Annotated in this window: 11 protein-coding genes and 1 pseudogene; 8 read left to right on the top strand and 4 right to left on the bottom strand. The window is 53.7% G+C overall.

Annotation, left to right across the window (positions count from 1 at the left end):
- Nucleotides 1–142: 142 nt before the first annotated feature.
- Nucleotides 143–1,588 (top strand): PDDEXK-like endonuclease domain-containing protein, encoded by a 1,446-nt coding sequence (locus WMO23_RS09375; RefSeq protein ID WP_349173852.1) that lies wholly within the window; start codon nucleotides 143–145, stop codon nucleotides 1,586–1,588.
- Between the two features lie 31 nt (nucleotides 1,589–1,619).
- Complete coding sequence (locus tag WMO23_RS09370) at nucleotides 1,620–2,342, top strand: alpha/beta hydrolase-fold protein (RefSeq protein WP_296820022.1); 723 nt, start codon at nucleotides 1,620–1,622, stop codon at nucleotides 2,340–2,342.
- On the opposite strand, the pseudogene WMO23_RS09365 reads toward WMO23_RS09370, so the two are convergent.
- Nucleotides 2,272–3,591 (bottom strand): annotated as a pseudogene (locus tag WMO23_RS09365) (amino acid permease). The gene WMO23_RS09370 and the pseudogene WMO23_RS09365 overlap by 71 nt on opposite strands.
- A gap of 431 nt (nucleotides 3,592–4,022) precedes the next feature.
- Between WMO23_RS09365 and WMO23_RS09360 the strand changes: the two are divergent.
- Both WMO23_RS09360 and WMO23_RS09355 read left to right on the top strand, forming a co-directional pair.
- Complete coding sequence (locus WMO23_RS09360) at nucleotides 4,023–4,181, top strand: hypothetical protein (RefSeq protein ID WP_020310215.1); 159 nt, start codon at nucleotides 4,023–4,025, stop codon at nucleotides 4,179–4,181.
- A 12-nt stretch (nucleotides 4,182–4,193) separates the two neighbouring features.
- Nucleotides 4,194–5,150, top strand: a complete 957-nt coding sequence (locus WMO23_RS09355) for a D-2-hydroxyacid dehydrogenase (protein ID WP_349173850.1) — start codon at nucleotides 4,194–4,196, stop codon at nucleotides 5,148–5,150.
- A gap of 141 nt (nucleotides 5,151–5,291) precedes the next feature.
- On the opposite strand, the gene WMO23_RS09350 is transcribed toward WMO23_RS09355, so the two are convergent.
- The 3 genes from WMO23_RS09350 to WMO23_RS09340 all read right to left on the bottom strand — a co-directional run bounded on the left by WMO23_RS09350 (nucleotide 5,292) and on the right by WMO23_RS09340 (nucleotide 8,048).
- Nucleotides 5,292–5,927 carry a YigZ family protein gene (locus WMO23_RS09350; RefSeq protein WP_020310217.1) on the bottom strand — a complete coding sequence of 212 codons (636 nt, stop codon included), beginning with the start codon at nucleotides 5,925–5,927 and terminating at the stop codon, nucleotides 5,292–5,294.
- A gap of 223 nt (nucleotides 5,928–6,150) precedes the next feature.
- Nucleotides 6,151–6,504, bottom strand: coding sequence for a helix-turn-helix transcriptional regulator (locus WMO23_RS09345; protein ID WP_020310218.1), 354 nt, complete (start codon nucleotides 6,502–6,504; stop codon nucleotides 6,151–6,153).
- A gap of 257 nt (nucleotides 6,505–6,761) precedes the next feature.
- On the bottom strand, nucleotides 6,762–8,048 hold the full coding sequence (locus tag WMO23_RS09340; RefSeq protein ID WP_020310219.1) for a M18 family aminopeptidase: 1,287 nt from the start codon (nucleotides 8,046–8,048) through the stop codon (nucleotides 6,762–6,764).
- Nucleotides 8,049–8,203: 155 nt separating this feature from the next.
- Between WMO23_RS09340 and WMO23_RS09335 the strand changes: the two genes are divergently transcribed.
- The 4 genes from WMO23_RS09335 (at nucleotide 8,204) to holA (ending at nucleotide 13,406) form a co-directional block, all read left to right on the top strand.
- On the top strand, nucleotides 8,204–9,655 hold the full coding sequence (locus WMO23_RS09335) for a TrkH family potassium uptake protein (protein ID WP_292108056.1): 1,452 nt from the start codon (nucleotides 8,204–8,206) through the stop codon (nucleotides 9,653–9,655).
- Between the two features lie 123 nt (nucleotides 9,656–9,778).
- The gene (locus WMO23_RS09330) at nucleotides 9,779–10,303 is read left to right on the top strand and encodes a helix-hairpin-helix domain-containing protein (protein ID WP_020310220.1); all 525 of its coding nucleotides are present in this window, start codon (nucleotides 9,779–9,781) and stop codon (nucleotides 10,301–10,303) included.
- Nucleotides 10,300–12,408 (top strand): ComEC/Rec2 family competence protein, encoded by a 2,109-nt coding sequence (locus tag WMO23_RS09325; RefSeq protein WP_020310221.1) that lies wholly within the window; start codon nucleotides 10,300–10,302, stop codon nucleotides 12,406–12,408. The genes WMO23_RS09330 and WMO23_RS09325 overlap by 4 nt, the downstream gene beginning before the upstream one ends.
- Nucleotides 12,387–13,406 (top strand): DNA polymerase III subunit delta, encoded by a 1,020-nt coding sequence (holA, locus tag WMO23_RS09320; RefSeq protein WP_020723890.1) that lies wholly within the window; start codon nucleotides 12,387–12,389, stop codon nucleotides 13,404–13,406. Before WMO23_RS09325 ends, holA begins: the two co-directional genes overlap by 22 nt.
- Nucleotides 13,407–13,419: the final 13 nt, after the last annotated feature.

Below are 13,419 nucleotides of genomic sequence, written 5' to 3'. Positions count from 1 at the left end.
CGACAGGATGTCTCAGCTTATGCAGCAATACGATGTTGCTTATTGAATCGATTTACACAAAACTCTTGACACACCCGTTAATTTTGACGAACGAGATGAAATTTTAAAGAAGTATTTAGGGCCTTATTTAAAAAACTCATTAATGTTTGATGGTAACATCTCTTTTTATGAAATTGTAGCTACTGCTTTTAAACCGGTTATGCTGGAAGAACATTTTCGGTGTGTACCAGAAATCATTGGTTATAGCAATGAAAAAATGTATAATAATCGAATTTTGCCATTGCGGGATTCTCATTCTTCAGAATTAATGCCACCTGTTATTAACTATCGAGTGGATGGTAGACGTAATGGTAAAGCAAAAATTAATGACAAAGAGGCTGAGTGTATCGTTTCCTTGATGTTGGCTTGTTGGGAACAAACTGAATATGCTGATAAAACGTTTGGTATCATTTCGTTATTAGGTGATGAACAAGCTTTTTATATTATGAATTTTGCATATAATCATGATATCAATATGCAAGAGTGGAATCAGCGACAAGTCGTGGTTGGAAATGCAGCATCCTTTCAGGGGGATGAACGCGATGTCATGTTTCTAAGTATGGTAGATGACGATGAATCGGCAAATCGTAGTCGTACTAAACTGGATTTGCGAAGAAGATATAATGTTGCGGCTAGTCGGGCGAAGGATCAGTTATGGGTCGTAAATTCTCTAGACTATACTAAACTTAAACATGGGGAAAATCTTGAAGATGAAGATGTTCGTTTTGGACTTTTAGAATATGCTGAAAATTATCAGGAACATAGAGCGCGTTTCTTGGAAGCGGAAGTTAAGGCTGAATCACCTTTTGAAGCTGAGGTAGCTAAATATCTATTGGCGAAAGGCTACCATATCCAGCAACAGTATGAAGCAGGTCCATATCGCATCGATATCGTTGTATCTTATGAGAACAAACAAATTGCCATTGAATGTGATGGAGAAAGATTCCATAGTGGAGCTGCGAAAATTGAAGAAGACATGGAAAGACAATGTATATTACAACGTATTGGATGGAAGTTTATTCGTATTCGTGGTGGCATGTATTACCGGGATAAAGACGGTACCATGGAGGATGTTATTAAAAAGCTCACCACTTACGGGATTTATACTGAAAATTCTCAGAACAGCGCGGACGATGATCAATATCATTCATGCGGTTTGTACCAGCGTGTTGTTAATCGAGCTCAACAAATTAGAGATGAATGGCATAAACAAGATAATGTGATAAAAACTGCTGCTAATAAAATTGTTCAATATCCAGAGTCAATAAGCGAAGTTCCATTAAAAGCTGTTATGTCGCCTGGAAATCAATATAAGGTTCATTATAAAAAAGAAACAGTGGCCCCCAAAACACTGAATTTGAAGCAACAAAGAAAAATCAAGATGGGTGATAAAGTAACGGTTAGATTAAATGAAAGTACAAAGACATATATCATGATGAAAAACTCTAGAGGTTCTCTTACTGAATTAACAAAAGCATGTTTAGGGCACTCTGTAGGAGACGAGATTATCTACCAAAATAATAAAGGAAAAATCTTAGGAATTAAGTAGTCTAGCTGAACACGGCTGAAAAGGAGATTTTATGGATAAAACAATATTTTCTATAGGCGGGAAAAACTGCCTTATTTATTCAGCAGGGCAGCCGGTGTATCTATTGATACAGCCTGTTGATGACCATGATTGGGAGGTATTGGACGAACAGGTAACAGCCATTGCGAAGGCTGTCCAAGTACCTTTCGTTTTTGTCGCTTTTCTGGTAAAAGATTGGAATCAGGAATTATCTCCCTGGGATAGTCCTGCTGTTTTTGGGTGTTCTGATTTTGGGCATGGTGCAGCCGAAACCCTACACTTCGTAGAAACAGTTCTCTTGCCAGCTGTCCGCCTGCGATACCATTTACCTGAAGGCATCCCTGTTATTTTAGGCGGATATTCCCTGGCAGGGCTCTTTGCTTTGTGGTGCGCCTGGCAGACGCCAGCCTTCTCGGCTATTGCTGCCGCGTCGCCGTCGGTCTGGTTTCCCCATTGGCTGGATTATGCCAGTCAGCGGCCGCCGCAGACCCAGGCCGTATACTTGAGCCTGGGCGACAAAGAGGAAAGGACGCGCAATCCTGTCATGGCGGCGGTAGGGGACTGTATTCGTCAGCAGTATGCCTGTTTAGTAGAATTGTCCCGCATGCAGGTGCTGTTGGAATGGAATAAGGGAAACCATTTCCAACAGACTGGGCAGCGTTGTGCTAAGGCTTTTGCATGGTGTGTGTCATCATTGGCGCAGGGGCCAGGCGGCGCCAGCAGCACCAGAGGATAGCCAGCCAGACGGGCATGATGAGGACGGCTGTGAGCATGTCCGGCATTTGGGTCATCATGAGGACGATGAAGCAGAGGAAGGCCAGGCAGAAATAGTCCGCTGTCGGATACCAGAGGGACGGGAACTTCGTGGTCTTGCCCGTTTTCTGGCAGTAGGCCTTGAATTTCAGGTGCGTCACGATGATGGTGATCCAGTTGACGATGGTGGCGCCGACGGTGAGGGACAGGAAATACATGAAGATTTTTCCCGGGAAGAAGTAGGTCACGGCGACGACGAACAAGGTCAGGCCCGAGCAGAGGCAGAGTGTGTGGACCGGCACGCCCCGGGACGACAGCTTCTTGAACCACTGCGGGGCGTTGCCTTCTTCTGCCAGGCCGAAGGCGATGCGGGAATTGCCGTAAATGGCCGAGTTATAGACGGAAATGGCTGCCGCCAGGACGACGAAGTTGAGGAGATTGGCCGCTGCCGGGAAGCCGACGTTAGTGAAAATCTGGACGAAGGGACTGTTCTGTGTGCCAATCTGGTTCCATGGCCACAAGGTCATGATGACGACCATGGTGCCGATGTAGAAGACGAGGATGCGCCAGATGATCTGGTTGATGGCCTTGGGCAGGGACCGTTCGGGATTTTCTGCTTCTCCCGCCGTGATGCCAATCAGTTCGACGCCGCCAAAGGAAAAGATGACCGTCACCATGGCCAGGCAGAAGCCCCAGATCCCGTTTGGCAGGATGCCGCCGTAATCCCAGAGATTGCTGAAATTCTGCGGGAAGGGCCGGCTGTCCTGGCAGATGAGCCAGGCGCCGAGGGCGATCATGCCCAGGATGGCCGCCACTTTGATGAAGGACATCCAGAATTCCGTTTCACCGTACGCCCGGACATTAACCAGGTTGAGACAGGTGATGGCCATAAGGCAGACCAGGGCCGTCACCCATTGCGGCAGGTCCGGCAGCCAGTAATGGACGTAGATGCCGACGGCTGTCAATTCGGCCATGCTGATGATGACATAAGAGAACCAGTAATTCCAGCCCAGCATGAAACCCGGGAAAGGGCCTCAGTACTTGTCGGCGTAATAACTGAAGGACCCGGACACCGGTTCTTCCACGGCCATTTCCCCCAACATGCGCATGATGAGGAAAATGACGATGCCGCAGATAAGATAGGCTGCGATGACCGACGGCCCGCCCAGGGAAATGGTCGACGCCGACCCATAAAACAACCCCGTACCGATAGCGCCGCCCAGGGCAATCATCTGGAGATGACGATTCTTCAGGCCGCGCTGCATCTGTGATGCTTCTTTCATGAAAAAGACCTCCTAACAAAAAAAACGGCCGCACGAAAGTTTACACCCAAGGTGGTGTACCCCTTCGTGCGGTCGTTTGACGATTACACTCTGCCTATTAGTATAGAACAAAAATAGCGCTTGTCAATCCGGGAAAAACAGTGAAGACAGATTACGACGCATCAGCCATATTATGACCGGGCCTGCACAGTTCTGTTACAGCTATCGTGGAATGCTATCTTTTTCTTTATTGAGAAGCTATAATGAAATAGAAATAGGCGGCTGCTATCTTTTGGCTTGCAAATAGCTGGCAGCGGCTCCTCAAGAAAGAAGGATGATTTTTGTTGCAATATATATGCAGGTCTCTCGATTGTGTTATAATGGCAGAGGAGGCGGGGAAAATGGGCCAATTCGTCAATGCGGACGGAGAACGGTGCAGTGTCGATCAGATCGTCAGGAACTTATTGAAGGAAGACGTGACCTATGAATTCATTGCGCACGTTGCCCAATGCCCGTTGGAAACGGTGAAACGCATTGCCGCTAAACAAAAAAAGCAATAGGGAGTGATTCGTTTGAAGATTTTAGTTGTCATGGATGTCGATGCAAAACAGAAACAGTGGCTGGAAACAGCTGCTCCGGAAGCGGATTTTTGCTATTGTCCCGGTGATGGGACCCAGGCCGGCAAGGCACTGGATGAAGCGGACGTCATCATTGGCAATATCGCTCCTGACCTGGTGAAGAAAGCGTCACAGCTGCAGTGGCTCCAGCTCAACAGTGCCGGTGCCAACGAATACTGTAAGCCCGGTATCCTGCCGGCCGGCGTCACCTTGACCAATGCGACCGGTGCCTATGGCCTGGCCTTGTCGGAACACATGCTGGCCCAGACACTGGCTATGATGAAGAAACTCTATCTTTACTATGACAATCAGCATCAGGCCCTGTGGCGCGACGAAGGGCCGGTCACGTCCCTCTATGGCGCGACGGTCGTCGTCGTCGGTTTTGGCAATATCGGCCGTAACTTCGGCCAGCGCGTCAAGGCCATGGGGGCACACGTCATCGGCTTGCGCCGCCGTCAGGGTGCCGTACCGCCGGAAGCCGACGAAATGGGGGATATGGCCCATTTCAATGAATACCTGGCGAAAGCGGATATCGTCGCTTCGTGCCTGCCCGATACGCCGGAAACGTATCATATCTATGATGCCGCGCGCTTTGCGGCCATGAAGAAAGGTGCTTATTTCGTCAATGTCGGCCGCGGCACCAATGTCGACCAGGCCGCTTTGCAGGAAGCCGTCGCCCAGGGCCATCTGGCCGGCGCTGCCCTGGATGTCACCGACCCGGAACCGCTGCCGTCGTCGGATCCCTTGTGGAAGACGCCGGGCATCTACATTACGCCGCACATCTCCGGCGGCTATCATCTCCAGGCGACACACGACTACATCGTCCGCATCGCCGCAGATAATCTCAAACGCTACCGGGCCGGCGACCCTCTGGAAAACATCGTCGACCTCATGACCGGGTATAAAGCATGAGAAAATGGCTTGTCACTAAGCGACAAGCCATTTTTTTAGGGGCTAGTGGTTAGCAGATGGTTTTGAATTTAAAGTCCTCTCTGCGAACTACAAACTCTCTGTACTACACTTATAGAGTAAAAGGAAGCTAGCCCCTAACCCCTAACCACTAACCACGGGCTTGACGATGGTGCCGGTTTTCCGGCAGGTGACGCGGCCGCTGGTCGTGTCGGTCAGGCTGGCGGCAAAGGCGTCGCTGCCGCTTTGCGGGACTTCCATGGTGAAGGTCACGTCGGCGGCGAAATCCCTGCCGGTAATGGTGCCGCCGTGGTCGGGGACGAAGCGTTCCATCGTGCTGACCAGGGGATAGGCGACAGTCGCCGTCAGGATCGTGAAGGGCGTATAGACGGCGATATCCGCGGCTTCCAGGGCCAGGGCGGCAGCGTGGCTGTAAGCCCGGATGAGGCCGCTGGCGCCGAGCTTGATGCCGCCGAAATAACGGGTGACGACGATGGCCGTATTGGTCAGGCCCTGCTTCTTGAGGACTTCCAGGATAGGACGGCCTGCCGTACCGGCTGGTTCGCCATCGTCGCTGGAACGCTGGAAACGGCCGTCCGGCCCGACCTGGTAGGCCGAGCAGTTGTGGCGGGCATCCCAGTATTTCTTTTTCATTTCCTCGATGAAGGCTGCTGCCTCGTCTTCGGATTTCACTTCGCAGACCGTCGCGATGAAGCGGGACTTCTTGATGACATATTCAGCGTCGGCCCGGCCGTAGACCGAGCGGATGAGAGATTCCATAACACACATCGTCCTTTACATTTTTCTTCCATCATACCATGGTTTAGTGGCTCGTGGCTAGTGGTTCGTGGCTCGTAGGGGCTCGCACGTGGCGAGCCCGCCAGGGGATATGTGAGATACTTGTGAATCGGATTTGCATGAACTTTAAATTTAAATCCATCCGCTAACTGCTAACCACTCAAAAAGAGGCTGTCTTAATGCGACAGCCTCTTTTTGTAACACTTTATTTTTTGCCATTGATATTCAATAATGTTTTAATAGCCTCCTGTTTTTCCGGCGGCAAGGCGTGGATGGCCCGGATGATGTGGCTGTCGTCTTCGGTGATGGAAGCACAGAAGTCGCAGCTGTTGCCGTGCTCTTCACTGCCTTTGCAGTACATGCCCGGCCGGCCGACGAGGATACAGATGGGAATCTGGAAAAAATCAGCCATTTTCAGGAGTACTGAAATATCCGGTGAATAGAGGCCTGTTTCCCAAGAATAGACGGCTTGTTTGGACATGCCAAAGAGGGCACCGAAAGCCGTCTGGGTTAAGCCCTTTTTTTTGCGATAATATCTAATTTCTTGTCCTAAAGTCATGCGCGTTCACTCTTTCTGTACACAATAGTCTCTGTTGTACACATTCAATTTCGTATACTATACAACACAATGTAATATACACTGATCATTATAATATGGAAATCATTATAATATGGATGATAAAAAGCGTCAACCGTATGATTCTAAGAACTTGCAAGTATTATGCTTAAATATAATATTGGGACGAAAAATGATACTTAAATTAAGAAAAATATTGATAAAAACATAGAGATGTATACGGAGTATAGAATAAAAAGCTATTTATGGCTGAAAAAGGCACGAATCAGGCGGACCAGGCTTTCCTGGTCGGCAGCGCCCATCAGTTCCCGGCACGAGTGCATGGCCGTAATGGGGATGCCGATATCCATGGCCCGCAGGGGGAGATTGGCTGAGAGCAGGGAGCCCAGGGTCGAGCCGCCGGGGATGTCCGACCGGTTCATGAATACCTGATAGGGGATATCATTTTCACGGCAGAGGGATTTGACGACAGCTACGGCAGCGGCGTCCCCGGCATAGCGCTGGCTGCTGGCGATCTTCAGGGCGACGCCGCACCCCATGACGGGCTGGTTGGTGACGTCGCATTTTTCCGGCACGTTGGGATGGATGGCGTGGGCCACGTCGACAGAGAGCATGAAGGCCCGGGCCAGGTCGGCCGAGAAGTCATCGTCCGTCAGGCCGAAGGCGTGGTAGATGCGGTGCAGGATGTCCGGCAGGACGTGGGAGTCCGCCCCTTGTTTCGTCTGGCTGCCGACTTCTTCGTTGTCGAAGAGGGCGACGACGTTGAGGCCGTCGGAAGCGGCTGTTTCGGCAAGGCCCGTCAGGCAGGCCAGGACCGACGTCAGATTGTCCAGGCGCGGCGACGATACGAATTCATCGTGCCAGCCCAGGCGGCAGCCTTCTTCATAGGGATAGACCGTCAGGTCCCAGGACAGGATGGCTTCGGGCAGGCAGCGGCATTTTTCCGACAGGAAATCGAGGAAGAAATGGTCCGTCAGCTCGCGCTGGTCCAGGCCCATGAGGGGCAGCAGGTCTTTCTGCGGGTTGAGTTCGACACCTTCATTGGCCCGGCGGTTCATGTGGATGGCCAGGCGGGGAATGGTCAGAATCGGTCTCCCTGCGTCGACGAGGCGGATTTCCGGCTGGAAGGCATCGCTGCCCTGGAGGGCCACGGTCCCGGCCAGGGACAGGGGACGGTCGAGCCACGATTCGCGCAGCAGGCCGCCGTAGACTTCGGCGTTCAGCTTGAGGTAGCCGTGCTGGCGGATTTCCGGCCGATATTTTATTCGCAGACAGGGGAAATCCGTATGGGCCGCGCTCAGGCGCAGGTGGCGGCGCACATCGGAACCCGTGCGGAAGGCGATGAGGCCCGAATCATAGAGGGGGACGTAATAGGCACCGTTCGGCGCCAGTTGCCACGCTTCGGACAGGGACAGGGCCTGGAAGCCGGCCCGGTCGAGATAATCCCGGCTGGCCTGGACCGTATGGTACGGCGACGGGCTGTGATGGATAAAATTCAATAAGTCCTGGATATAATCATAAGTCATGGAGGTCATCCTTTCTGACGAGATAGGTCGGTTATTTCAATAGTAGTTCTTATTATATCATATATATAAGATTCTATGGAATGATATGTTTTTTTGCGGCTTCCTCGCCAGCCATGGTATAATAAAAAGGATTTTATTTTTTTGAAGGGACGCTTATGGATTTACACGTAATCTGTCAATTTTTAGGAAGGATCGCCTGGGCCCAGGCCGGCGTCATGGGTCTGCCACTGCTCATGGCCCTGGCTTTCGCCGAAGACAGCTGGCCGGCCTTTATGGGCACCATGGCCGTCTGTGCCCTGGCTGGCTGGGCTTTCCTGCGCTATGGCCACGTGCGGACGAAGAAACTGACCATGCGCGAAGGCATTGCTATCACCGGCCTGGGCTGGCTCCTGGCAACTTTTTTGGGGATGCTGCCTTATTGCCTCGGCGGCTACCTGAACTATTTCGACGGCCTGTTCGAGAGCATTTCCGGCTTTACCGGGACCGGGGCGACGGTCATCCCCGACTTGGAGGTCCTGCCACAGAGCCTCCTCTTCTGGCGCAGCCTGACCCACTGGCTCGGCGGCCTGGGCATTGTCGTCATCTTTATCGCCCTGCTGCCGGAAGCGGGCCAGTCGACGGTCTACATGTACAACGCCGAATCGACGGGGCCCACGCGGGAGCGGGTTCTGCCCAGGCTCCACGACATGACCCAGGTCCTGTTCCGCATGTACATGGCCTTCACGGCGGCGGCCTTCGTCATCTTCCTGCTCTGCGGCATGGATTTCCTCGGCGCCCTGAACCATGCCTTATCGACGGTCTCAGCCGGCGGCTTTTCCACGTACAACGCCAGTGCGGCTCACTTCGAGAGCCCGGCCGTCGAAGCCTGGATGACCTTCTTCATGATCCTCACGGGCGGCAACTACGGCCTGTACTACCAGGCCTGGCAGAAGGGCTGGCACGTCCTGCGGCGCAATACGGAATTCAAGGCCTACCTGTTGATCATCGCCGCGGCGACAGTCCTCATCGGCCTCAACCTCATGGACGGCTTCGACGTATCGGCGCCGACAGCCCTGCGCTATTCGTCGTTCCAGGCGGCGTCCATCGCGACGACGGGCTTCGTCTCGGCAGACTACGACCGCTGGCCGCCCTTTTCCAAAGGCATCCTGCTGGTGCTCATGATTTCCGGCGGCTGTGCCGGTTCGACGGCAGCGGGCCTCAAAGTCTCGCGCGTCGTCATCATGGTGCGCTATATCTGGCAGGCAGCCAAAGCCAAACTCCATCCGCGCCAGATCGTCGCTTTGAACATGAACGGCCACCGCATCGGCGATGACACCGTCGTCCGCGTGGCCCAGTTCTGCTTCCTCTACCTCATGTTCATCGCCCTCTGGGCCCTGCTGCTGACTTTTGACGGTATCAACACCTTCGACGCCATCGGCATCAGCGTCTCCACCATGGGCTGCATCGGCCCGGCCTTCGGCATCACCGGCGCGACCTGTACCTATGCCGAACTCTCCATCTTCTCCAAATCCATCCTCTGCCTGTCCATGCTCCTGGGACGGCTGGAAATGTTCACCCTCCTGGTCATGCTGCGCAAGAGTTTCTGGAAATCCAAGAGCAGCTGGTAAATGAGAGAAAGATTAAATTTTGCTGAATTCAATTAAAGGACGATTAAATTTTCGAAAAGGGGTTAAAAAATAGGGCATACTATACATATAGATTCTTACAGTATATGTATAGGAGGGATTGTCATGAAGAAATTCGTAGCTTTGGCCCTGATTTTGGCAGGCGTGGTCCTGTTCCAATTCGCCTCTGACTTTGAAAACGCTTTTAGTGAGCCACCGCCGGCCGTAGAAGAGCCATTGCCGGAAAAAGCCTTTGTCTATGTCACGGGAGCCGTTAAGAATCCTGGCCTCTATGCGCTGGAAACGGGGAAAACGGCTGGCGAAGCCGTAGAAGCAGCTGGCGGCATGATTGCCTATGCCGATACGGGAGCCGTCAATTTAGCAGACCGCGCAGAAGACGGTGCCCATATCCACGTGCCCTATGATTTCCAGGGGATTCCCGAAAATCCGGCGGAAGCCGGCAAGGTATCTTTGAACCGAGCCGATGAGAAAGCCCTTACGGACCTGCCCGGCATCGGACCAGCTATGGCGGCTAATATCATCGCTTATCGCCAGGAACACGGCTCTTTTGGCAGTATCGAAGAACTACAGAAGGTCAAAGGCATCGGTCCGGCGAAGTTCGCCAAGCTGAAAGATTTGGTGTGCTTATGATGGGAAAGGTTAAACCGGAATGGGTCAGCCTGTCCCTGGTCCTGGCCCTGGCTGGGGGCATTACCCTGGCAGATGTGCTTTCTTTGGCTTTGAGCCTTTGGATTTCTTTGTTCCTGCTGTCTTTGCTGGGCCTATTCTTTTTCCGGTCCCGCAGCCGTATTGCCCTAGTTGTCTGTCTGGTCCTGGCGGCTCTTAGTCTGGGCGCCGGCCGTCTCCAGCTGGAGGCAGAGCGCTGCGAAGCCCTGCCGCATCAGGCAGCTGGTGCCAGGCTGACCGTGGAAGGGACGCTGCAAGAACGGCGCAGTACCTATACGAATGAAAAGGGACAGGTCGGACGGTACATTATGCAGGTCCGGCGCTATTCCTATGACGGGGAAGCGGACGTACAGCCTGGAAACGGCTGTATCTATGTGACTTTGCTGGAACCGCAGGTCGTAGGCAGTACGGTTGTCGTCACTGGCGACAGCCGGCCTTTGACATACTATAAAAATGACGGCATGTACGACGCCCTCCATCGCGACCGGGAAAAAGCGATTTACTTGCGGCTGTTTGCCGATGATGGGGAAAAGGTGGTCGTGACGGCTCCGCCAGGTCGCTGGGAGGCCTTTTTGCAGGATTTGCGCCAGGCTTTGACCGGGCGTTATGAGGTCATCCTCGGCGAGACGTATGCACCGGTACTGGCTAGTCTGCTCTTTGGCGGCCATTACGAGGACTTGCCGCCAGGTCTGCTGGAATCATTCAGTACGACCGGGCTGATTCATATATTATCTGTTTCCGGGTCTCACGTGGCTTTGCTGCTGGCCGTCATCCAGCTCATAGGCCGCGTCCTGGGATTGCGGCCGCGCAGCTTGTGTTGTATTTCTGTGACTTTTCTCTTCTTATACGGCGCGTTGTCGGATTTTTCGTCGCCTGTCGTCCGGGCGTCCCTCATGGGGGCCGCCAGTGCCTTGAGCCTGACGGCGCGGCGCGAATACCTGGCCGGTCATGCTCTGGCCCTGGCTATGGCCGGGATGCTGCTTTACAGCCCATACCTTTGTTTTGACTTGAGTTTCCGCCTGTCCTGTGGCGCCTCGGCAGGCATCATTCTTTTTCAGCGGCCCGTAAGCTCCTGGTTTGCGGGTCTGCCTTTGTTTTTGCGGGATTGCCTGACTGTCTGTGTGGCGGCCCAGATTCTGGTCGTGCCCCTCTTGTTTTCGGCGTTCTTTTCTTTTCCCGTCTATTCGCTGGTGGCCAATGTCCTGGTCGCACCGGTCTTGGACCTGGTCATGGTCCTCGGCCTGTTGGCGTCGGTCCTGTCCCTCTTGTGGGGCAGCGCTGCCGATATGGTGTTGTGGCTCATCAAGCCCTTGCTGGTCCTGGCTCTGAAGGGCAATGCCTTCATCGCCGCCTTGCCGGGGAGCCGCTTCTGGGCCGGTCAGCCGTCGAAGTGGGCCTGTTTGGCCTGGTATCTGGCTGTAGTCTTTGTCTTTTGCCCCTCTTTTCGCAGGCGCATGGGTCCGCCCTTGCTGGCCTGTCTGGCGGCGGCCTGGTTCCTGCGGCCATCCGGGCCGGGCGTCCTGGTCCTCGATGCCGGACGGGACCAGGTGACGGCTGTCATTCATGAGGATAAATCGGCCGATATATGGTATAATAAATCGAGATTCGCCAACCCCGACCAGGCAGCTGTCGTCGTGACGCCGGCTTTGCGGGCTCATGGCGTCTTCCGGCTCCGCCAGTGCCGTGTCGATGGCGACGGGGCGGATCATACGCTGGCCTTGCTGCGGCGGGATTTTACCCTCCTGTCCGGGACGGGGAGCGGCGATGTGCCTTTTCGCTGTCTGGCGTCGGTGGCCAGGCCTTTTCCGGCAGGACCGCTTTGTCTGGAATTCCGGTCCCTGACGGGCTGGAATGGCCGGGATTTCCCCGTATCGGCCATGGCGACCATTGTCTATGGCTCGCGCCGCAGCGATGAAACCCTGACAGAGTGGGGCGAGACGGCGGCCGGTTACGGTGTGCCTTGTTTTTCGCCATCCCGGGACGGCCAGGTCCGTCTGTACCGCTGGCGGGGGCAGTGGCGCATTTCTACGTTTAATGAGGAACAGTCATGGAATATAAGAAACATATAATGATTATTTATGGGACAGAACCGTATGTCATGGAAGAGAGTCGGAAGCGGTTCCTGGCGGCGGCCCACGAGCGGGCCGGCGGGGAAGCCGAGATTCAGTCTTTCCAGAAGGATGCTGTGGCGGCGACGGTCGTCGAATCCTTCCAGGGGTCGAGTCTCTTTAGCAGTGGGACGGTCACGATTTGGTATGACTGTCCCTTTCTGCCGCTCAAGCGCGGCGGCCGGTCGCGGAGCAAGCTCACCAAGGATGAGCAGTGGTTCCTGGACGAGGCCCGGCGGCTCAGCGACGAGAACAGTCTTTTGTTCTATAGCAAGGGCAAGATGGATACGGGCAGTGCTTTTTTCAAGGCCCTGAAGCCCATGGCCGACGTCGTGGCGGCCGAAGCGGTGACGGAAAAGACGGTCATGCCTTATGTGACGGACTATTTGAAAGGGAAGGGCAAGCGCCTGACCAGCCGGGCCGTCGCCTATTTGCGGGCCCTGTTCCAGACCTGGGGTGATATTTCGTTGCTCTATGTCTTTTCGGAGCTGGAGAAATTGTGCATCACCGTGCCCGACAGCAGGAAAACCGTCGATGTGGCCGATTTGCAGGACCTCTTTGCCGGGACGATGGAAAAGAATCTCTTCACCTTTATGGATGAATTTTTGCGGCGCAATGGGGAAAAGACCCTGCCTTTTTTGGAAGGCCTGTTCAGCCGGCAAGATGCTTTTTTGAAGAATACGGGCTATATGTTGTCGCGCCTGCGCCTGCTCCTGGCTTATAAGGAATTGCGCCGGGCCCATGCCGGCCAGCACCAGTGCGAACAGATCCTGCAGACCATCAATAAGGGCCGCAGCGTAAAATATGTCTTATACCACTTGCAAAAAGTGGCATCTTATTGGAAAATAGAAGAGTTGGAAAGTTGTATTTGCCAAATTTTTACGCTCCAGCTCCATATCCGCCGCGGCACGGCGTCGCCGGCCGATATGGGACCCCTTATTTGTTTGTATTGTAGGTAGGGGGCGCCGACGG

This window comes from Megasphaera intestinihominis (assembly GCF_040096415.1).
Taxonomy (GTDB): domain Bacteria; phylum Bacillota; class Negativicutes; order Veillonellales; family Megasphaeraceae; genus Megasphaera; species Megasphaera intestinihominis.
Note: the sequence above shows the minus strand (reverse complement) of the source record. Positions and strands in the feature narration are given on the sequence as shown.

Bases quoted from the DNA above. Each gene is read 5' to 3' on its own strand.
- WMO23_RS09375 (WP_349173852.1), top strand. From the start codon at position 143: ATGTTTGATGGTAACATCTCTTTTTATGAAATTGTAGCTACTGCTTTT.
- WMO23_RS09370 (WP_296820022.1), top strand. From the start codon at position 1,620: ATGGATAAAACAATATTTTCTATAGGCGGGAAAAACTGCCTTATTTAT.
- WMO23_RS09360 (WP_020310215.1), top strand. From the start codon at position 4,023: ATGGGCCAATTCGTCAATGCGGACGGAGAACGGTGCAGTGTCGATCAG.
- WMO23_RS09350 (WP_020310217.1), bottom strand. From the start codon at position 5,927: ATGGAATCTCTCATCCGCTCGGTCTACGGCCGGGCCGACGCTGAATAT.
- WMO23_RS09345 (WP_020310218.1), bottom strand. From the start codon at position 6,504: ATGACTTTAGGACAAGAAATTAGATATTATCGCAAAAAAAAGGGCTTA.
- WMO23_RS09340 (WP_020310219.1), bottom strand. From the start codon at position 8,048: ATGACTTATGATTATATCCAGGACTTATTGAATTTTATCCATCACAGC.
- WMO23_RS09335 (WP_292108056.1), top strand. From the start codon at position 8,204: ATGGATTTACACGTAATCTGTCAATTTTTAGGAAGGATCGCCTGGGCC.
- WMO23_RS09330 (WP_020310220.1), top strand. From the start codon at position 9,779: ATGAAGAAATTCGTAGCTTTGGCCCTGATTTTGGCAGGCGTGGTCCTG.
- WMO23_RS09325 (WP_020310221.1), top strand. From the start codon at position 10,300: ATGATGGGAAAGGTTAAACCGGAATGGGTCAGCCTGTCCCTGGTCCTG.
- holA (WP_020723890.1), top strand. From the start codon at position 12,387: ATGGAATATAAGAAACATATAATGATTATTTATGGGACAGAACCGTAT.